This window comes from Pauljensenia sp. C0254C2, from assembly GCF_056583835.1.
On sequence record NZ_JBWPJO010000003.1, the window covers coordinates 202,859 to 223,368 of the forward strand.

The following is a 20,510-nucleotide window of genomic DNA, read 5'->3' on the forward strand; positions in this document are numbered from 1 at the left end:
GCGCCGTCTGCGCAGTGGGGACACTACGATGCTAACAGGCTTTCACGGCGTGGCACTGGAATAGTCGGCGTAGACGCGTCATAATGGGTGTAACGCCACGAATCAGCGTGTCTGTTTCCGGTTGAGAACGTAGGGGAAGACGATTCTCACGCGAAATGGAGGTCACGATGAGTAGGTCTTACACCCGTGGTGTACTTTTCGTGCACTCAACTCCGCCAGCGCTGTGTCCACACATCGAGTGGGCCGTTGGAACAGCGCTCGGACAGGAAGTGCACCTGCAGTGGACTGATCAGGATGCTGCACCCGGGATGGTACGCTCCGAATTCTCATGGGTAGGCCAGACCGGGTCTGGCGCCCGACTCGCGTCGGCACTTCGCGGCTGGGAACACCTGCGTTACGAAGTCACCGAGGAAGCCACCGCGATCACTGACGGTGGCCGCTGGTCTCACACGCCGTCACTGGGCATCTTCCACGCCCAAATGGACACGGCAGGCAACGTTGTCGTGCCGGAAGGAAGGATTCGCGCAGCCCTCGACGAATCACATTCCCCGACAGAGATGATCGACAAACTCAATCTTGCGCTCGGACAGGCGTGGGATGATGAGCTCGAACCATTCCGCTATGCCGGTGCCGGAGCTCCGGTGCGCTGGCTCAACCGCGTGGGGTAAGACATGGGATCGATCGGCGACCAGCTTGGCATCGACTTGACCGAACTCCTCGACATGGACGAACCGCCTCAGAGCGATCAGGAGGACAACGATACGGTCGGTGAAGCCGTCATGAACGCACTGCTGGAAGAAACCTCCATCGAACCAGACCGGATGCGCGCAGACCTGACACTCGAAGGTGACCTCGACCTGGACACCCTCGGACGCTACTCTGTGATCAGCCAAATCGAGCACGAACTCGGCATCACCTTGATCGACCGGGACGTGGATGCACTCACAACGGTCGAGGACCTGCTCAACCTAGCTCGCTCGACGTCCTGAACCGCACACGAGCCCTCCCGAACCCGATAGGCTGGATATGAGGAGGATCGGACATGACGATCAACGGCACGTTGACGCCCACCGCGCGGCGCGTCACGATTCCAACATGGGTGTGCAAAGTCGTCATGGCAATCACAGGCCTGATCATGGCGGCGTTCGTCTTCATCCACATGGTCGGCAACGTCAAGATCCTGACCGATCCTGCTCAGATGGATCACTATGCGCAGTGGCTGCGCACGATCGGTGAACCGGCTCTTCCGTATGGGTCCGTTTTGTGGATCCTGCGCGTGATCTTACTGTCGTGTGTTCTGCTGCATATCTGTGGCGCACTCATCTTGTGGCGCCGCGGCGCGTTGACCCACACGCCCGGTGTGCGCAGGCTGAAGCATCGCGGCTGGGCTGCAAAGCTCATGCTTCCGACCGGACTTGTCCTCATTGCCTTTATCGTGATCCATATCCTTGACCTCACCATTGGCACAGTGGTCGAATCGGCCGCTTTCCGCCATCCCGACTCTCGTTTCTACGCCGCTGCCAATGTGGTGGCATCGATGAGCAGGCCTGTCATGTTCGCGGCATATGTCATCGCCCTTATTGCGATAGGCCTTCACCTCAGCCACGGCATTGAGCGAGCCTGGCAGGATCTCGGTGGGCGCTCACCACGTATCGGCACCGTTGTGCGCATCGCTGGCTATGCGATCGCTTTGGCAGTTGTGATCGGAGACCTCACCGTCATCGCCGCTTCGCACATGGGAGCGATCAGCGTCGCCCTCGCGCTTCCGCTCGCTGCCGGACGCACGCATCTGCGCATTGACGAGGGCGCCCCTGTTGACGCCCATGAACCTGAAGTCGAACCCGAACGCATGTGGGACGAATTTGTCTCCCACGCGCGCCTCGTCTCACCCGGGAACAGGCGTACATTCAGGGTGGTTGTTGTGGGGACCGGTCTGGCGGGCGCCAGTGCCGCAGCGGCTCTGGCTGAACTGGGCTTTGGGGTAGATGCGATCACAACTCTGGATACGCCGCGACGCTCCCATTCAGTGGCAGCTCAAGGCGGTATCAATGCGGCGCGGGCACGACGAGTCGACTCGGACAGCGTGCAGCGGTTCGTCACCGACACGATTAAGGGCGGTGATTTCCGCGCCAGAGAGTCTGAAGTATGGAGACTGGGTATTGAATCGGCGCGCGTCATCGACCACATGAACGCGCTGGGTGTGCCGTTCGCCCGAGAATATGGCGGATCGTTATCCACACGATCATTTGGCGGCGTGCAGGTTTCGCGAACGTACTACTCGCGAGGGCAGACGGGCCAGCAACTTCAGGTGGCAGCGTCCTCGTCCCTCATGCGTCAGGTGGCTGCAGGCCGCGTGACGTTATGGGTGCGCCACGAAATGCTCGACGTCGTCGTTGCTGACGGCCGGGCCGCCGGTGTGATCACGCGTGACATGATCACCGGACGCACCCGCTTCCATCCCGCACACGCAGTTGTGATTGCCACAGGCGGATACGGCAACGTCTACTACTATTCGACGCTGGCAAAGAACTGCTCGACAACAGGCATATGGCGAGCTCACCGTGCCGGCGCCGCCCTCGCTTCACCGAGCATGATCCAGTTCCACCCCACCGCATTACCTGTCTCATTCCCGTGGCAATCCAAGACCACGCTCATGAGCGAATCTCTGCGTAACGACGGACGCATCTGGGTGCCACGCAGCCCTGGCGATGACCGAGACCCGAACGCCATTCCCGAAGAGGAACGCGACTACTACCTGGAGCGCAAGTACCCCGCGTTTGGAAACCTCACGCCTCGCGACATTGCCTCTCGCGCTGCGCGCGAGCAGATCGAATCGGGGCATGGGGTCGGTCCCGAACGAAACAGCGTGTACCTGGATTTTAGGGACGCACTGGAGCGGGTGGGCCGACGCGTCATCGCTGAGCGCTACGGCAACCTCCTTGACATGTACCTCGATGCAACAGGGGAGGACCCCTACACTCGCCCCATGCGCATCGCTCCCGGCGCGCATTTCACAATGGGTGGCTTGTGGGTCGACTTCCGCCTCATGACCACCATCCCGGGACTGTTTGCAGCCGGCGAGGCGAACGCGGCCTACCACGGGGCCAACCGTCTGGGAGCCAATTCCTTGCTTGCCGCCTGCGTCGATGGTGCTTTCACAATCCCGCGCACAGTACCCGACTATTTGGCAGGCATTTTAGGCCAGGAGTTGCTCTCCGTCGATGATTCCCGCGTGATCGCTGCCCGTGAGGGGGTCGAATCGCGACTGCAGGGCCTGCTCCACATCGATGGAGCTACTCCGACGGACAGTTTTGCCCGCAAGTTGGGCGATATCATGTACCAGGGGTGCGGCGTTGTGCGCAGTAAGGAGAGCCTGGAGGCTGCGCTCAGCGACATCGACGCACTCCAACAGCGCATGGGTGCCGACCTGCGTGTCAGTGGCGAGACAGGACACTTCAACACCGACTTGGTTGCAGCTGCCAGGCTTCAGGACAGCATTCAGATGGCCACACTCATGTGTGTGGACGCGTGGCATCGCGAGGAATCCTGCGGCGCGCACTTCAGAAGTGAATACCAGACGGAGCAGGGGGAGGCGCAGCGCCGCGACGACCAGTGGATGAACGTATCCGCCTGGACCACTGACGGGTGGCATGACCTGAGGACAGATGGCGCAGCTCCCTTGGCAATTACCTGCACTCACCACGCCGAAGAGCTGACGTTTACTACCGTCCCCCTGGCAACGAGGAACTACCAATGAAACTGATCGTCGACGTGTGGCGGCAGAAAGCCCCGGAAGCTGTCGGAACATTCCACTCCTACGAACTGGACGGGTGCGATGAACGCATGTCGATTCTGGAGCTCCTCGATCACCTCAACCGCAACCTGAGTTCCCGCGGCGTCGAGCCGGTTGCGTTTGATTCGGATTGCCGCGAAGGAATCTGCGGTGCATGCGGCATTCAAGTTGATGGAAGGCCCCACGGATTCAGTGAGAATCTGCCGGCTTGCATGCAGAGGGTCGGCGCTCATGCCGATGGCACGCATGTGCGCCTGGAACCGTTGCGATCGGGCGCCTTTCCAGTGATCCGTGACCTTGTGGTAGATCGCAGTGTCCTCGACCGGATCACGATGGCGGGAGGATTTGCTTCCGTTGATACCGGTCTGGCTCCTGATGCGGACGCGATTCCGATTCGTCATCAAGATGCCGAAGGTGCACTTGACCTGGCCGCGTGTATCGGCTGCGGCGCGTGTGTTGCGGCGTGTCCGAACGGCTCAGCCGCGTTGTATGCGGGTGCACGGATGGGTCACCTGGCAGCGTTGAACATTCCGGGGTTGGAGCGGGCAGAGCGTGCCCGGCGCATGAATGAGGCGATGGATCAGTACTTTGGCTCGTGTTCTGGCTACGGCGAATGCATCAGAGTGTGTCCTGCGAATATTCCTTTCGACGTTGTTGCCGTTGCCTCACATGAACGTCTCAGGGCACTATGGTCGAGGTGGCCTCAGCCTCGCTAAAGCACCACTACTATAGACATTGAGATGAGATGCCCGACGATGGGCTGACATGAACGGAGGATATTGTGGGAAATCGGTCCGAAGAAGATCTTTTGGGAAGTCGCGACGTTCCGCAGGAAGCCTACTGGGGTATCCACTCCTTGCGCGCGCAGGAAAACTACCAGATTTCCGGTAGGACGATCAATGAAGTGCCTGAGCTGATTCGGGCATTCGCTCAGGTCAAGAAAGCCGCCGCGCTGGCGAATAAGGATTTGCGAGTGCTCAAGCCCGCCACGGCAGATGCAATTGTGCAGGCCTGCGATGCCATCATCGACGAGGGCGCGTGCCTCGACCAGTTCCCGATCGACCAGTTCCAGGGTGGTGCGGGCACATCGGTGAATATGAACGCCAACGAGGTGATCGCCAATCTCGCTCTCGAGATGACCGGTCAGGAGCGAGGGCGCTATGATCTGATTAATCCCAACGACGATGTCAACCACTCCCAGTCCACCAACGACACGTATCCCACAGCTTTTCGACTGGCCGCCTACGAGAAGGTCGACCAGCTGCGGCACGCCGTGAATGATCTGGCCGACGCGTTTGAGCGCCTCGGTGCCCGCTATCAGCATGTCCTCACTATGGGGCGCACACAGTTGCAGGATGCCGTCCCCATGACGATTGGTCAGGAAATGACCGCGTTCGGCGTGACTTTGCGTGAAGAGGACCCACGTCTGGTCAACGTAGCCAACCTGCTTCTGGAAACAAACCTGGGCGCCACTGCGATTGGCACTGGGCTCAATACGCCTCCGGGCTACCAGAAGGCAGTGGTCGCTCATCTGCGTGAGATCACGGGCCTGGACGTGACAGCCTCCGAAGACTTGATCGAAGCGACATCGGATGCCGGGGCGTATATCTCCATGCATGCCACGATGAAGCGCACCGCTGGCAAGCTGTCCAAGATCTGCAACGACCTGCGTCTGCTCTCATCGGGTCCGCGAGCCGGCTTGAACGAGATCAACCTTCCGCAAAGGGCTGCCGGATCCTCAATCATGCCCGCGAAGGTCAACCCGGTGATACCCGAGGTGGTCAACCAAGTCTGCTTCAAAGTCATCGGCAACGATGTGACGGTCACGATGGCAGCCGAGGCCGGCCAGCTTCAGCTCAACGTCATGGAACCGGTGATCGCCCAGTGCATGTTTGAATCGGCCACGTTGCTCACCCACGCATGTGACACGCTGCGTGAAAAGTGTGTGGACGGTATCACCGTCAACGAAGAAAACTGCCGAAACATGGTGATGAATTCGATCGGTATCGTCACCTATTTCAACGATGTCATCGGGCATCATGCCGGTGACGTGGTGGGTAAACGAGCTGCGGCAGAAAACAAGAACGTCGGTGATCTGATCGTTGAGATGGGCTTCCTGTCTCAGGAACAGGTCGATGAGATCCTGTCTCCGGAGAACCTGGCGAACCCGCAGTATCGTGGCGCCAAGATCAGCGATGATCCTGAAACCCCCAAGCAGGCGTCAAGTAAGCACTAGCGCGTAATTCTGCCAATTGCAGACACACGAAGACGCCCTCGTCACTCTCACTGAGTAGCGATGAGGGCGTCTCCACGTCTGCGTTCACATCTTATTCGTCTGAAGCTGCAGCCTCATCGGCACCGATGCGCACATTGTGCAGCTGGTACTTCTCGATGGCCTGTTCGACGACTGCGCGGTCAACCTGGTTTTGATCGGCCAGTGCCTGCAGCGTGCGCACCACCATTGATTCTGCATCGATGTGGAAGTAGCGTCGTGCTGCGCGGCGCGTGTCGGAGATGCCGAAGCCGTCTGCGCCCAACGTGTACAGGTAGCCGGGAACCCACGGACGGATCTGATCAATGATCAGGGCATCGTAATCGGACGTGCCAATGAAGGGGCCTTCAGAGCCCGACAACTTGGTTGTCAGGTAGGCGTAGCGCGGATCCTCATTCGGATGCAGGAAGTTGTGCTCGTCAGCTTCCACGCCATCGCGACGCAGTTCGTTCCATGACGTCACCGACCACACGGCGGCGTCCACGCCCCAGTCCTCGGCCAGGAGCTTGCGGGCCTCACGTGCCCACGGCACCGCCACACCTGATGCCAAAAGCTGAGCCTTCGGGCCCTGCCCTGTATGGTCATCAACCTTGTAGATGCCCTTGATAATGCCGTCCACGTCCACATTTTCAGGTTCTGCGGGCTGATGAATCGGCTCGTTGTACACCGTCAGGTAATACATGACATTCGGGTCACGCGTATCCGAGGGATCGTGCTCGCAGAACATGCGCTTAATGCCATCCCACATGATGTAACGGATTTCGTAGGCGTAGGCGGGGTCGTACAGCACGAAACCGTGGTTGGCTGCACCCAGGATCGGGGAATGGCCGTCCAAATGCTGAAGACCCTCGCCGGTCAGGGTGGTACGTCCAGCTGTCGCGCCCACGACGAAGCCACGAGTCAGCTGGTCGGCAGCAGCCCAGAACTGGTCGCCGGTGCGCTGGAAACCGAACATCGAGTAGAAGATGTAGAACGGAATCATCGGCAGGTTGTGCGTCGCATACGAGGTGCCCACGACCTGCAAGGCAGCCGCAGATCCAGCCTCGGTAATACCGGTGTGCATCACCTGCCCCTGTTCGGATTCCTTGTAGGACAGCATCATGTCCGCGTCCACGGCAGTGTAATTCTGACCGTGCGTGTTGAAGATCCTGGCTGACGGGAAGATAGCGTCCAGACCGAACGTGCGTGCCTCATCGGGAATGATCGGCACGATGTGCCGACCAATATTCTTATCACGAAGCAGGTCTTTGAGCAGTCGGACCAGTGCCATTGTCGTGGCCACTTCGAGTTTTCCTGAGCCCTTCGACAAAGCCTCGAACGGCTTCATCGCAGGTTCAGGCAGGTGTGCATCGTCATGGGCACGACGCTCAGGCAGGTATCCGCCCAGCTTCTCCCGACGCTCCTTCATGTACAGCAACGCAGGATCGTCTGCCGGTGGCATGTAATACGGCGGCTTGTACGGATCTTTCTCGAGCTCCTCGTCGCTGATCGGGATCTGCAGACGGTCACGCAGCGCCTTCGCATCCTCCAGAGTCAGCTTCTTCATCTGGTGCGTCGAGTTGCGTCCTGCAAAATGCGTGCCGAGCGCGTATCCCTTAATGGTGTGCGCCAGGATGACGGTAGGCTGTCCGGTGTGCTCCATCGCAGCCTTGTAGGCGGCGTACACCTTGCGGTAGTCATGGCCACCTCGGCCCAGAGCCCAGATCTGCTCATCGGTCCAGTCCTTCACGAGCGCCTTGGTTCGCGGATCACGTCCGAAGAAGTGTTCACGAACGTATGCACCATCTTTGGCCTTGAACGTCTGGTAGTCACCGTCGAGGGTCTCATCCATCAGGTGAACGAGGGCATTGTCCTTATCTGCTGCCAGCAACTGATCCCAGCCGCGTCCCCAGATCACCTTGATGACGTTCCAGCCGGCGCCCTTGAAGAAGGCTTCGAGTTCCTGAATGATCTTGCCATTGCCACGTACAGGCCCGTCGAGGCGCTGCAAGTTGGCGTTGACGACGAAGGTGAGGTTATCCAGGCCCTGCTGTGCGGCGAGCTGCAGCATGCCGCGCGCTTCCGGCTCGTCCATTTCGCCGTCACCCAGGAATGCCCAGGTGTGCTGCTGAGAAGTGTCCTTAATGCCGCGCAACTGCAGGTAGCGGTCAAACCACGCCTGGTAGATTGCCTCGGCCGGTCCAAGTCCCAGTGACACGGTGGGGTATTCCCAAAAGTTGGGCATTTGGCGTGGGTGGGGGTAGGAAGGTAGTCCGCCGTCCACACTGACCTGCTGACGGAATCCGTCCATCTCTTCTTCGGTCAGGCGGCCTTCGAGGAATGCGCGTGCGTAAGGGCCGGGGGAGGCGTGTCCCTGGAAGAAGATGTGGTCGCCGCCGCCCGGGTGGTCTTTGCCGCGGAAAAAGTGGTTGAGACCCACTTCGTACAGGGTAGCGACTGATGCGTAAGAGGAAATGTGGCCGCCTACTCCGACACCGGGGCGCTGAGCGCGCGTGACCTGAACGGCGGCATTCCACCTGATCCAGCGGCGGTACTGACGCTCCATCGCTTCATCGCCGGGGAAGTAGGGTTCCTGGTCAACGGGGATCGTGTTGACGTAGGGCGTGGTGTATTCCTGAGGCAGCTGCACATCGCGTTTGCGAGCCTCGTCCATCATGTGCAGCAGGATGTAGCGTGCGCGAGGTCCGCCTTTTTCATCGATCAGGCTGGTGAGCGAGTCGATCCATTCCTGGGTTTCGTCAGGATCGTTGTCCGGAATTTGACTGAGCAATCCGTTGATGACGGGATGCTTTTGGTTTGTGCTCACAGATACCCCTTTTTATCTCGTGCTGACAGACCTGTAGGTCGCCAATGTCCTGGTGGTTCTATTCTCACCCGAAAGTCCCAGATTTGCGACTTCTTTAGGGCTTAAGACCCATGAGAATCGCCTCAATTTTGATTCATTGACGAGGGTGACGCCTTCCGCCCGTACTCGCAGGTCCCGTCAAGCCACATCGGCGGCGACTTTCGGCGCAAATATTCTTCCCAGGTGCAGATCTGCTCTACTATAGTGCCGTTAGATAGTTCACGAGCCCAGCGGGTTCGCGTGTGGAAGGTGGTTACACAACGTGGCGATCAGCCTCGGATTCACCCAAAATCAGGTTGTCCAGGAATTCTACGTAGACGATGACAGCGATGAAGCTGTTCGCGATGCGGTTGCACGCGAGACTGGTCACGAACTGGTCGATGTCGATTATGGCGACGTTGTCGACGGCGCACTGGTATGGTGGCGCGCTGACGACGCTGAAGAGGAAGACCTCGGTGACGTTCTGGTCGATGTTGCGTCAAACCTTGACGACGGCGGCATGATCTGGGTTCTTTTCCCCAAGCCTTCTGATCCGAACACTGTGCCCGTGGCGGACATTGCCGAAGCAGCCAGTGTGGCAGGTCTGCATTCTACGTCCGCGTTCTCAATGGGGGACACGTGGACCGGAATCTGCGTCACGGCTCGTCCGCGCGCACACCGGTAAGACATCTCACGCACGTCTCAAGTGCGTCTGCGTACCTGTGTGCGTTAAAGTATGCCTCGTGCCACGTCAGTGGCACGTGTCGGGCCTGTAGCTCAGTTGGCCAGAGCGCTGCGTTTACACCGCAGAGGTCGTCGGTTCGAGACCGGCCGGGCCCACCGTTAAAGCGCCAGTAGCGCGCGTACCACAGTCATGACACCGTGATCAATATTTGACGGCGCGCGGTATCGGGCTCGTGCTGTCACATCCGGATGAGCGTTAGCCATCGCGTACGAATAGTCGGCATGGTCGAAGAGCTCCAGGTCGTTCAGGAAGTCGCCAAACACAACCGTGTGCTCCGGACCGATCCCCAGCGATTCCTGCAGGGCAGTCAACCCTCGTCCTTTATTCGCCACAGGATTCATCATATCGACCCAGTGGCGCGAAGATTCTGCCACCTGATGCGATTGACGCAAGTGGGGAACCTGATCATCAACGAAGGCAGAAATATCCGTGAAGTCATACGTTGCGAGTTTCAGGACGTTATCGTGCGCCGCGGCCTGCTTCAAGTCGTCGACGACTTCCAGTTGTGCATAGTATTTGTGGGCTTCAGCGTAAAACTCGGCATCTGTGCGTTCAACATACGCGCTGTTCTGCCCGCACACGACCAGACCGAGGTTGTAGCTTCCGTCAGAGCTCACACGCCGCGTCACATCGATCATTTCATTGACTGTCGGCATGTCGATGCAAGTGGTCGACACAACCTGCCCGTGGAACGTGACGATGGAGCCATTTTCAGCAATGTAGGAGTGACCGGCGTCTGTGCCGGAAAACATGGTGTCGAGGGTGGCGAGCTGACGGCCTGACGCGGGCACGAACGCAATGTCACGTACAGCCAGTTCATGCATGAGCGGCCAGAACTCGTCCGGTAGATTCGAGTTGCCATCCAGCAGCGTCCCGTCCATGTCGCTGGCGATCAGTCGAATGTCAATTGGCCCATCGGGCAGTGTCATCATGGGCGTATCGTTCACGTCGGCTCTCCGTTCTTGTCCGGTCATGACTGTATCATCGACCGGCCTCCCGCACGGGTCACCCTCGTCAATTCACTCCTTCATGCGCGTTGCGTGACGACACTGCACATAGCAGATCGACAGATAGATGCCATACATGCCGAAAACAACAGTCAGGACGACAAACCAGCGCCAAGTCAGGTAGGCCATCAGAGCCCAAAAAGCGGCGAACGCAAACGTCCATATAACCTGCGCACCCAGTGGCAGCTTCTTCGTCGCCAAGAGAGGCGCGACGGGCAGTTGATTCGAATTTTCGCGTCGAGACATGGCATCCTCACCTAGTAGCGAATGAAAGGTACGTTATCCGCCTGTTCGACCGAAGTCAAGAGTAAATAGAGCATCGCCCTGAGTTTATTTCCTGCGCCGCTCCCGCACGCGCACAGATATCTGAACGGGGGAGCCGGCGAAACCGAAGTCCTCACGCAGACGCCTCTCAATGAAACGTCGATATCCGGGGTCGAGGAAACCGGTCGTGAAGAGCACGAAGCGTGGGGGAGCGGATGACACCTGCGTTCCGAACAGGATCCTGGGCTGTTTGCCACCGCGCAGCGGATGCGGGTGTGCGGCCACAAGCTGCCCCAGAAAAGCGTTCAGCTTACCTGTCGAAATTCGTGTTTCCCACCCGGCCAGGGCCGTATCCAACGCCTGCACGATTCTGTTCGTATGCCACGTCGTTGCCGCCGAAACATTGATGCGCGGCGCCCACGCGACCTGCACGAGTTCGCGTTCGAGTTCAGATTTGAGTTCCTTTTGGCGTTCCTCGTCCACCAGGTCCCACTTGTTGTTGACGATCACGAGTGCCCGCCCGGCATCAACAACCTGCTGCACGACGCGCACGTCCTGCTCGGTCAATACTTCCGAGGCATCAAAAAGGACGAGGGCGACTTCGGCTTTTTCAATCGCAGCCTGTGTTCTGATCGACGCGTAGAAATCAGCTCCCGTTGTTCGGTGCATTTTGCGGCGCACACCGGCCGTATCCACAAATTGCCACTGGCGGTCGCCCAAAGTGACGATCTCATCGACCGGGTCACGCGTAGTGCCAGCTGTTGAGTCTACGACGACGCGCTCATGTCCAACGAGCGCATTGAGCAGTGAGGACTTGCCGACGTTCGGTCGTCCCACCAGAGCCACGCGGCGAATGTTGGGATCGCGTGGTTGACCGGCTCGTGCCGAGCGCTCAGGGAGAACTGCCAGCACTCGATCCAGCAGGTCACCCGTGCCTCGACCGTGCAAAGCGGAGATGGCGTATGGTTCGCCCATACCCAAACCCCACAGGTAGGCAGCGTCTGCTTCCTGCATGGCGGAATCCACCTTGTTAGCCGCCAGAATGACCGGCTTGCCGCTGCGGCGCAGCAACTCCACGATACGTTCATCAGTGGTGGTAATTCCCACCGTCGCGTCGACCACCAGCAGCACTGCATCTGACAGGTCGATCGCCACCTCGGCCTGGTCGGCCACATTGCGATCCAGTCCGCGCACGTCGACTTCCCAGCCGCCCGTGTCAACGACGAGGAATTCGCGACCAGCCCATTCTGCCTGGTAGGTGACACGGTCACGCGTGACACCCGGCGTATCCTGCACAACCGCTTCGCGGCGCCCCAGGATGCGGTTCACCAGCGTGGACTTGCCGACGTTGGGTCGCCCGATCACAGCAAGGACCGGTAAGCCGTCCATCTCAGTGCTGGAGGGCAGGTCGCCCTCGTGATCGTCAAGGATCTGCAAGTCGGATTCACTGAGCTCATAGTTGTCCAGTGACGACCGCATCGAGCGTGCGCGGGCTTCACCTGTGTCAATATCCTGCTCTTCGCTCACGTTTGTCATCCTCGCTTGCGGGGTTCACTGTATTCCAGCACTTCGCGTGCAACCGGCACGTCATTGTATCGGTGATAGACATGATCTATCTCCTGATACCACTCGGCACCCTTCCCGGTGATCAGGACGATGTCATTCGCACTGGCGTCCTGAATCGCGCACCGTACCGCATCCCGGCGGCACGTTGTAACCTCCGTGACGTTGGTCAGGTCGGGACGCACGTTGCGGATTCCCTCCATCAGCTCGGCGCGAATTGCCGCCGCGTCCTCGGTTCGGGGGTTCTCATCTGTCACCCACAACACGTCCGCGTGTCTCGCCGCAACTTCAGCCAGCGGTATGCGTTTGGAGGCATCCCGGTCACCGTCCGTGCCAAAGACCAGGACGACGCGGCCGCCAGCCAGTTCGCGCGCATCCTTGAGAATCCATTCCAGAGCTTCGGGGGTGTGCGCGTAATCAACGATCACGAGCGGCTGATCGTCACAGTCCGGATTGATTTTCTCCATACGCCCAGGAACCTGCGGTGCCCGCTCGAGGGCAGTGACCGCCTGATCTGGATCCGCACCCACTGCCGTCGCCGCTGCGATTGCCACAGCGCAGTTTTGCACGTTCACTTCACCGAGCACCGGGCTGTGAACCTGGTGGGTGTGCCCCGCCGGATCGGTCAGGGAGAAAACGGTTTGTGCGGTCTGCGGATCCGGATGAATATCACTGACGTGCCAGTCTGCCTGTTGCGAGCTCAAGGCCGCAACAGTCGTGATCGGGATCGTGGCCTCACGTGCCAGTCGCTGGCCCCATTCATCGTCCACGCACACGATTCCACGCAGGGCATGCTCGGGCGTGAACAGGGATGCTTTGGCCTGGAAGTAGTGCTCCATGTCGTGATAGAAGTCCAGGTGATCGTGCTGCAGATTCGTAAAAATGGCGACGTCAAAGACAATGCCGTCAACACGATTCAAGCTCAATGCATGAGAGGACACTTCGATGACCGCATTGTCAGCGCCTTGTTGCTGTGCGCAGGCAAGAAAGCGATGCAGGACCGGTGCCTCGTTCGTGGTGCGCGTCGCCAAGATCGTCATGTCACCGATGCGGGTTTCCACGGTGCCGCACAGCGCAGGAACATCGTGTATGGCGCCCAACGCGGCGCTGACCAGATAGGTTGTGGTGGTCTTTCCGTTTGTGCCGGTCACTGCTGCGGTCGTCAGTGACTGATCGGGGTTTCCGACCACTCGTGCAGATACGAACGCTGCCGCCTGGCGAGGGTCGTCGACAACTGCAATAGGGACGCTCGCGCCACTGTCACGCAGGATCCGCGCACCTTTCTCATCAGTGATGACGCCGGCCGCGCCAGCCTCAAGCGCACCTGCGGCAAATTCGGCGCCGTGGTGGGAGTATCCGGGGATTGCCACGAACACCCATCCGGCATCAATGTCGCTGGAAGAGACCGTCACGCCAGTGACGGCACAGGTGGCCTTGTCTTCATTCACCCATTGATGAACATCGAGGTCGCGGACCAGTTCACGAAAAGTAATCGCTGATGTGCGAGGACGCAGTTCATTAATGGTAGTCATGGCGCACACTTTACTACTCGGGCGCGCCCCAATGCCTCAACTCGCGCGCGCTCTTACAATCGAGACATGTTTAACCTCACGCGATCCCAGGCACGTCAGCGTGCTCAGACAGTCTCAGTGTCCCACATTGACGTGACGGTGGATCTGACGCGTGCAGGTGATCTTGACGAGACACATTATCCTGTCACCTCTGTGTTCACAATGACGCTCAACCGTCCCTCAACATTTGTTGACGTGGTGGGAACGGTGGACGAGGTTCTGGTCGATGACGCTCCGCATGCGTTCCACCATGACGGATCTCGCCTTGACCTTGATGACCTTCCAATATCACGTCCGATCACGCTCACCGTGCGCGCCCACTGCAGCTTTTCACGCACAGGGGAGGGGCTCCACCGCTATCTCGATCCTGAAGATCACCGCATCTACCTGTACACACAGTTTGAGCCCACCGATGCGCGCAGGGCCTGGCCGTGTATGGATCAGCCCGATATCAAGCCGCGCTGGACCTTCCACGTCCTCGCGCCGAAAGAATGGACTGTCACGTCCAACGGCATCGACACACCGACGGATGCCGGCACCTTCATTCGGCACGACTTTTTCACCACACCACCTCTGTCCTCCTACATCACCGCAGTTGTTGCAGGCCAGTGGGCCGTAGTTGACGGCGGTACCTGGGAAGGTGGAGCCGGCGACGGCACACATGTCGCAATCCCGCTGCGTCTGATGTGTCGCGCCGCCCTCGCGCCTTTCATGGACGACGACGATATTCTGACTGTCACCCGACAGGGCCTCAACTTTTATCATCAGCACTACGGTGTGACATTTCCGTGGGGATCCTACGATCAGGTATTCGTGCCTGAATACAACCTTGGCGCAATGGAGAATCCCGGGTGCGTCACGTTCAACGAGCATCTCCTGTCGCGCGACACCCCCACATTCGCGCAGCGTCAGCTCCGTGCCAACACGATCCTTCACGAAATGTGCCACATGTGGTTCGGTGATCTCGTCACGCCCGCATGGTGGGATGACCTGTGGCTCAAAGAATCCTTTGCTGACCACCAGGGCACCAACACGGCTGCTCACGCCACCGCCTACACAGGGGAGTGGACGTCATTCGCCATTGGCCGCAAAGCCTGGGCCTACGAGCAGGACCAGTATCCAACCACCCACCCCATCGCTGCAGATATCCCGGACGTGGAGGCAGCCAAGAACAATTTCGACGGCATCACCTACGCCAAGGGTGCAGCCGTCCTCAAGCAACTGTTCGTCACCCTTGGTGAGGACGCGTTTTTTGCCGGTGCACGACTCTACTTCACCCGCCACGCCAACGGTGCGACGAAGCTGACCGACCTTCTGAAAGCCCTGGAAGAAACGTCCGGGAAGGATCTGACTGAGTGGAGCAGGCTATGGCTGGAAACCAGCGGCCCATCCAGGCTCTCCGTCGACGTGCAATTCGACCATTCGGGCCGTCTTTCCCGCTTCGACCTGGTCCAGGACCGCCTCGTTCGTCCACACACACTTGAGGTATCCACGTGGGCGATTGACGAGGGAGCCCTGAGGCGCACCCACACCTATAGCCTGCATACTGAGGCCGCCCGTATCCGCATCACAGACGACACACTTTCACGCGGGGAATGCGATTTGATCGTGTTGAACGACCACGATCTGACGTATGCGATCTGCAGGTTTGATGCGCACAGCGCGGACACGGCATTGGCTTACATCGGAACCTGCCCTGATCCGCTCACGCGCGCCGTTGTGTGGGCGAACCTATGGAATATGGTGCGCGATGGGCTCATGCGCGCAGACCGCTATGTTCGCGCAGTACTCACGCAGGCACTCACCGAAGATCACGACGCGGTTGTGGACAGACTGCTGTCCAGTGTTCAGTACGCCATCGCGCATTACTGCCCGCGCTCACAACGAGCAGCATTGCACGAACAGGTCGTCGCCACTGCACTCGACATCCTCTCACACACCACTACCGTGGACCCCCAGCGTCTGTGGCTCGGAGCGTTGCTCAGCTCAGCACCCTGGTGCCCCTTGTCACCTGCAGCGACCAGCACGATCACAGCCGTGGCGGGCCGGCACAGTATTCATGGACTGGAAATCGGTCCCGAACTTGCCTGGCGTGCACGCCGCGCGCTTGCTGCGCGCGGCGATGTCGACCGCGCTCGCCTCGACCAGTGGCTGGACAACGAACGCACAGGGGAGACTACCATTTTCCACGCTCGCGCTGTGGCTGCTCTGCCCACAGCCACTATCCGTGAACAGTCATGGAAACGAGTTCTCACCGGGGACATTTCCAACGAGGAAACCTCAGCGATCCTCTTCGGCCTGGCGGAGTCCACGTGGGAGGGCGATGAGCTCGACCGTGAGTTCTTCGCGCACCTCGCTGATTTTTGGGCCACCCACTCCATCGGCATGGGTATTCGCTTCGTGCGTGCTGGCGCTCCACATCACGTCGACTGCGATGATCCGGATGCGGTAGCCACCCTCGTCAATGAATATGAACAATGGCTGGAGGGCAATACGGATGCACCTGCTGCCCTGCGACGGCTCGTAATCGAGAACTTTGACGACGTTCAGCGTGCTCAACGCGTCCAGGAACTTTGGGAGGAGACGCTATGAGCACTGCCTCGCCCCGAAAGGACCCTGCCGCATCGATGTCGCAGCTCAACCAGCTTCTTCGCAATCCGCTCGATGCTGCCTACCACGCATACGCAGCCGATCCGAATGCCCGCCGATCCGGCCCGGCAATGCGCGTCCTCGTCATCATCATGGCGATCGCGCTGGGGATCGCCTCCGGAATCGCAGTGCGATACTTACGCGCCCCCGCTGATACGACAGTGCGAAACTCATTGACCTCGCGCATCGAAACCGTCCAGACGCAGGTTGACTCGCTCAGCCAGGAAGTGTCCGACCTGTCCTCCACGATGCGCTCAGCTGCCGATATCGCCCCGACATCTGCACCGCAACTGGAGGCAAGCGTGGCGATGGCCAGTGCGGCTCACTCCGTGCACGGACCGGGTCTGACTGTTGCCCTCAGCGACGCCACAGATTCCAAAACTGAACGACCCCAGGCGGTTGTGCGCGATCAGGACTTGCGAATGGTGGTCAATGCCATGTGGGCGGGCGGAGCTGAAGCCATTGACGTCAACGGCATTCGCATCGGGTCGGGCACCTTCATCCGCACCGCAGGTTCAACGATCCTGGTCAACACCACGGCCATCCAGTCTCCCTACGTCATCAATGCCATCGGAGACGGGTCGGATCTGTCGGTGGCACTGGTTCGTGGCGGCACCGGTGATTATCTGTCTACCGCCCAGTCAGCTCGAGGTATACAGATCACGACACGGGCCGCAAACTCCATTGAGATGCAGGGCGTTGATCAGCGCTCGACGCGCTACGCTGAAACTCGAGATGGTGCTGGAGGCTAAACATGATTGCTGTCCTTGGACTGATTGCAGGAATCGTCATTGGATTCATGGTCGATCCCACGATCCCGGTGTGGATTCAGCCATTCCTTCCCGTTGCCGTTGTCGCTGGGCTTGACGCTCTTTTCGGCGCCGGGCGCGCGTGGCTCGAAGGTGTCTTCTCCGACCGTGTCTTCATCATGTCGTTCTTCTGGAATGTCCTCGTAGCCTGTCTGTTGGTATTCCTAGGACAGCAGCTCGGCGTCGGATCCGCCATGACGACCGCTGTCGTCGTCGTTCTCGGTATCCGTATCTTCTCCAACGCCGCGTCCATCCGTCGTCTTATTTTCAAGGCGTAGGTGCACGACAATGGCACGTAATTCTGCGAACAAACCCCAGATATCGCGCGGTTCACGGCTGCGAGAGGCTCTTTTGGCCAGTCCGAGGCCGATCCATATTCTTCTTGTCGTCATCTGCATGATGCTCGGTATCGCATTGGTAACTCAGGTGCGCGCCCAGCGTGCCGACCCGCTCGACCAGATGACCGAGCAAGACCTGGTGGTGCTGCTCGATGAGCTGTCTGGACGCGAGGAAACACTGCGCGGCGAGAAGGCTGAGCTCGAGTCTGAGCTGGCTGACCTGGAGAATGCTGTCTCCCAGCAGCAGGCTGCCGACGAAGCGGCCCGCAAGAGTGTCGAGCAGGCACGCATCAATGCCGGAACGGTCCCTGTTGAAGGCGAAGGCCTCACCATGATCGTTACCGATCCGCAGGGAGGTGTCAATGCAGTCCAGTTCGTCATGACCCTTGGGGAACTGCGCAACGCCGGAGCTGAAGCTGTGAGCATCAACGGTATCCGTGCCAACGCGCAGACCTGGTTTTCCATGTCGGATGTGGGCATCATCATGAACGGTCAGGTGATCCACTCGCCCTACCAGTGGAAAGTGATTGGAGATTCGGACACGATTGCCACTGCACTGGAGATTTCTGCAGGTGCGGCTTGGCAGATGCGTTCCAAGAATGCGGACGTGGAGATCATCAAATCCCAGCAAGTCGTGATCGATGAAGTTGCTCCTACTCCGATCCCTCAATATGCGACAGAAAAATAGAGGCGTGACATAATTGTTATCAATGAAACAGCAATGCGCCGGCGTACCTTTTTTGCGTACACTGGGGTGCATCTGAATTCCGGTGTACTCGCGGAAGAGGGAAATGATGGAAGATCACAGTGACTTTGACCCGACGGCAACCTCGGTCTTCGGCCTGCCAGGCTCGGAGGAAGAAGAGGAAACTGCTCAACCGCTGCCGTTGTCTGCTCGCGACCGCGAGGCAGTCGAGGCCCTTCCTGCCGGTTCCGCACTGCTCATCGTTCAGCGTGGCCCGAACTCCGGTGCGCGCTTCCTGCTCGATCCAGGCACAACTAACGCCGGACGCTCACCCAAGTCGGACATTTTTCTTGACGACGTGACTGTGTCCCGCAAACATTGCCAGTTCATCGCACAGGACGGTGGCTACATTGTCCGCGATTCAGGCTCCCTGAACGGCACTTATGTCAATCGTGAACGTGTCGATGAGGCACATCTGCAAGAAGGCGATGAAGTCCAGATCGGCAAGTACCGCATGACCTACCAGCCGTCCCCGCAGCAGGCATGAACACTGCCCACGCATACGCACTCGAGGAGAATCCACAACAGGGACAGTGGCCACGTGGCTTGAGTGCAGAGCCGACAATGGCCATCGGCCAGGTCACAGAAGCTCTGCAAAAAGAGTTCCCCACCGTCTCAGTGTCAAAGATTCGTTTTCTGGAGGATCAGGGACTCATCTGTCCGAGCCGTACGAGTGCGGGTTACCGAAAGTTTTCCGAGTCCGACCGTGAGCGACTGCGCTATATCCTGCGGCGCCAGCGCGATTCCTATTCGCCCCTCAATGCCATTCGCGATGAGCTGCGGGCATTGGACGCCGGCCATGACGTGGATCCTGCTCCGAGCGCACGCATTGTTGCTTCCGATGGGGAAGTAGTTGTCCCTGCGAACCAGTCAACGATTTCCACGCGTGACTTGGCTGATCTGACAGGCGCCACTGTCGAGACTCTTGAACGCTACACTGCACTCGGATTGATCGCTCCAGACATTGCTGGCTATTTTCCATCTCGCACGGTTCACGTCGTGCACCTGCTGGTGGCCCTTGAAGCTGAGGGCATGAATGCGAGGATCTTGCGTTCTGTGCGCACAGGTGCCGAGCGCAGTGCGGATGTGATTGATCAAGTCGTGTCCTCACAGCTGTCACGCCAACGCGCCACCGATCGTGAGCGTGCACACGCACGCTCAATGGAATTTGGTGAAAAGCTCGCTGACCTGCACCGGGAACTATTGCGCATTTCATTGTCGAGGCTCAACGGCGACTCACCTTCAAGTTGAACTTGAGGCTCGCCGTTTGAATTGTTGACCGACGACCGTTCGGGAATTAGCGTTAGAGAGTACACACAGTGAGCCCATTCAGTGGCTAAGAGTCCTAGGAGCATACGTGAGCGCGAATCCGGCTGATTCAGTAGCCCCACAACCACGACAGGCCATGCTCTTCGGCGACCCTCTTGAAGGCCTCAACGAAGACGAAACCGGCTATCGCGGCCCGGTTGCGTGCTCCGCGGCCGGCATCACCTACCGTCAGCTCGACTACTGGGCTCGCACAGGGTTACTCCAGCCGTCGGTGCGCGCTGCGCATGGATCCGGTTCACAGCGCTTGTACTCATTTCGCGACATCCTCGTCCTGAAAGTCGTCAGGAAGCTTCTTGACGCCGGCGTGTCACTCCAGCAAGTCCGCCAGGCAGTCACGCAGCTCGGTAACCGTGGAATCGATGACCTCGCGTCGATCACGCTGATGAGTGACGGCGCATCCGTGTATGAATGCACGTCATCCGATGAGGTGATTGACTTGCTCCAAGGCGGACAGGGCGTGTTCGGTATCGCAGTGGGGCGCGTGTGGCGCGAAGTTGAAGGCTCCCTGGCTGAACTGCCAGTCGAGCGGCGCGACGAAGATGACACGGTTATTGACGATCTAGCTGAACGCCGTCGCCGCAGGCACCGTTCCGTTTCCTAA

The 20,510-nt window shown here is 59.2% G+C and carries 18 protein-coding genes and 1 tRNA gene; 14 read left to right on the forward strand and 5 right to left on the reverse strand.

The annotated features are described in order from the left end of the window. Nucleotides 1-167: 167 nt before the first annotated feature. The 5 genes from AC1DA5_RS03865 to aspA all read left to right on the forward strand — a co-directional run bounded on the left by AC1DA5_RS03865 (nt 168) and on the right by aspA (nt 6,029). Complete coding sequence (locus tag AC1DA5_RS03865) at nt 168-668, forward strand: DUF3145 domain-containing protein (RefSeq protein WP_058236736.1); 501 nt, start codon at nt 168-170, stop codon at nt 666-668. A gap of 3 nt (nt 669-671) precedes the next feature. Continuing rightward, nucleotides 672-989, forward strand: a complete 318-nt coding sequence (locus tag AC1DA5_RS03870) for an acyl carrier protein (protein WP_058236737.1) — start codon at nt 672-674, stop codon at nt 987-989. Between the two features lie 53 nt (nt 990-1,042). After that, nucleotides 1,043-3,757 (forward strand): fumarate reductase/succinate dehydrogenase flavoprotein subunit, encoded by a 2,715-nt coding sequence (locus tag AC1DA5_RS03875; RefSeq protein ID WP_480289291.1) that lies wholly within the window; start codon nt 1,043-1,045, stop codon nt 3,755-3,757. Continuing rightward, on the forward strand, nt 3,754-4,509 hold the full coding sequence (locus AC1DA5_RS03880) for a succinate dehydrogenase/fumarate reductase iron-sulfur subunit (protein ID WP_058236738.1): 756 nt from the start codon (nt 3,754-3,756) through the stop codon (nt 4,507-4,509). The genes AC1DA5_RS03875 and AC1DA5_RS03880 overlap by 4 nt, the downstream gene beginning before the upstream one ends. A gap of 62 nt (nt 4,510-4,571) precedes the next feature. Continuing rightward, a complete protein-coding gene (gene aspA / locus AC1DA5_RS03885; protein WP_227469364.1) occupies nt 4,572-6,029 on the forward strand; it encodes an aspartate ammonia-lyase in 1,458 nt (485 codons plus the stop codon). 91 nt (nt 6,030-6,120) lie between these two features. Here the strand turns inward: aspA and aceE are convergent, their stop codons facing one another. Further along, nucleotides 6,121-8,871 carry a pyruvate dehydrogenase (acetyl-transferring), homodimeric type gene (aceE, locus tag AC1DA5_RS03890; RefSeq protein WP_070727254.1) on the reverse strand — a complete coding sequence of 917 codons (2,751 nt, stop codon included), beginning with the start codon at nt 8,869-8,871 and terminating at the stop codon, nt 6,121-6,123. A gap of 301 nt (nt 8,872-9,172) precedes the next feature. Between aceE and AC1DA5_RS03895 the strand changes: the two genes are divergently transcribed. Both AC1DA5_RS03895 and AC1DA5_RS03900 read left to right on the forward strand, forming a co-directional pair. Next, nucleotides 9,173-9,574, forward strand: a complete 402-nt coding sequence (locus AC1DA5_RS03895) for a DUF3052 family protein (protein ID WP_058236741.1) — start codon at nt 9,173-9,175, stop codon at nt 9,572-9,574. A gap of 81 nt (nt 9,575-9,655) precedes the next feature. Further along, nucleotides 9,656-9,729, forward strand: a tRNA-Val gene (locus AC1DA5_RS03900). A gap of 3 nt (nt 9,730-9,732) precedes the next feature. On the opposite strand, the gene AC1DA5_RS03905 is transcribed toward AC1DA5_RS03900, so the two are convergent. The 4 genes from AC1DA5_RS03905 to AC1DA5_RS03920 form a co-directional block, all read right to left on the reverse strand. Next, nucleotides 9,733-10,608: a Cof-type HAD-IIB family hydrolase gene (locus tag AC1DA5_RS03905; protein WP_227469359.1), complete on the reverse strand. Its 876-nt coding sequence runs from the start codon at nt 10,606-10,608 to the stop codon at nt 9,733-9,735. A 45-nt stretch (nt 10,609-10,653) separates the two neighbouring features. Next, nucleotides 10,654-10,887, reverse strand: a complete 234-nt coding sequence (locus AC1DA5_RS03910) for a hypothetical protein (RefSeq protein ID WP_092648605.1) — start codon at nt 10,885-10,887, stop codon at nt 10,654-10,656. A gap of 84 nt (nt 10,888-10,971) precedes the next feature. Next, nucleotides 10,972-12,432 (reverse strand): ribosome biogenesis GTPase Der, encoded by a 1,461-nt coding sequence (gene der, locus AC1DA5_RS03915; RefSeq protein WP_480289292.1) that lies wholly within the window; start codon nt 12,430-12,432, stop codon nt 10,972-10,974. A gap of 5 nt (nt 12,433-12,437) precedes the next feature. Next, nucleotides 12,438-14,000 (reverse strand): UDP-N-acetylmuramoyl-L-alanyl-D-glutamate--2,6-diaminopimelate ligase, encoded by a 1,563-nt coding sequence (locus AC1DA5_RS03920; protein ID WP_480289294.1) that lies wholly within the window; start codon nt 13,998-14,000, stop codon nt 12,438-12,440. A 66-nt stretch (nt 14,001-14,066) separates the two neighbouring features. Here AC1DA5_RS03920 and pepN point away from each other — a divergent pair, with 66 nt between their 5' ends. From pepN to AC1DA5_RS03955, 7 genes are all read left to right on the forward strand, one after another. After that, nucleotides 14,067-16,631: an aminopeptidase N gene (pepN, locus tag AC1DA5_RS03925; RefSeq protein ID WP_480289295.1), complete on the forward strand. Its 2,565-nt coding sequence runs from the start codon at nt 14,067-14,069 to the stop codon at nt 16,629-16,631. After that, a complete protein-coding gene (locus AC1DA5_RS03930; protein ID WP_058236747.1) occupies nt 16,628-17,440 on the forward strand; it encodes a DUF881 domain-containing protein in 813 nt (270 codons plus the stop codon). Before pepN ends, AC1DA5_RS03930 begins: the two co-directional genes overlap by 4 nt. 2 nt (nt 17,441-17,442) lie before the next feature. Continuing rightward, a complete protein-coding gene (locus AC1DA5_RS03935) occupies nt 17,443-17,775 on the forward strand; it encodes a small basic family protein (protein WP_058236748.1) in 333 nt (110 codons plus the stop codon). A 10-nt stretch (nt 17,776-17,785) separates the two neighbouring features. Then, entirely contained in the window at nt 17,786-18,523 is a 738-nt protein-coding gene (locus AC1DA5_RS03940) for a DUF881 domain-containing protein (RefSeq protein ID WP_092648608.1), read from the forward strand. A gap of 106 nt (nt 18,524-18,629) precedes the next feature. Next, nucleotides 18,630-19,067: an FHA domain-containing protein gene (locus tag AC1DA5_RS03945; RefSeq protein WP_058236910.1), complete on the forward strand. Its 438-nt coding sequence runs from the start codon at nt 18,630-18,632 to the stop codon at nt 19,065-19,067. Next, nucleotides 19,064-19,831 (forward strand): transcriptional regulator FtsR, encoded by a 768-nt coding sequence (gene ftsR / locus AC1DA5_RS03950; protein ID WP_058236750.1) that lies wholly within the window; start codon nt 19,064-19,066, stop codon nt 19,829-19,831. Before AC1DA5_RS03945 ends, ftsR begins: the two co-directional genes overlap by 4 nt. A 154-nt stretch (nt 19,832-19,985) precedes the next feature. Then, a complete protein-coding gene (locus tag AC1DA5_RS03955; protein WP_480289311.1) occupies nt 19,986-20,510 on the forward strand; it encodes a MerR family transcriptional regulator in 525 nt (174 codons plus the stop codon).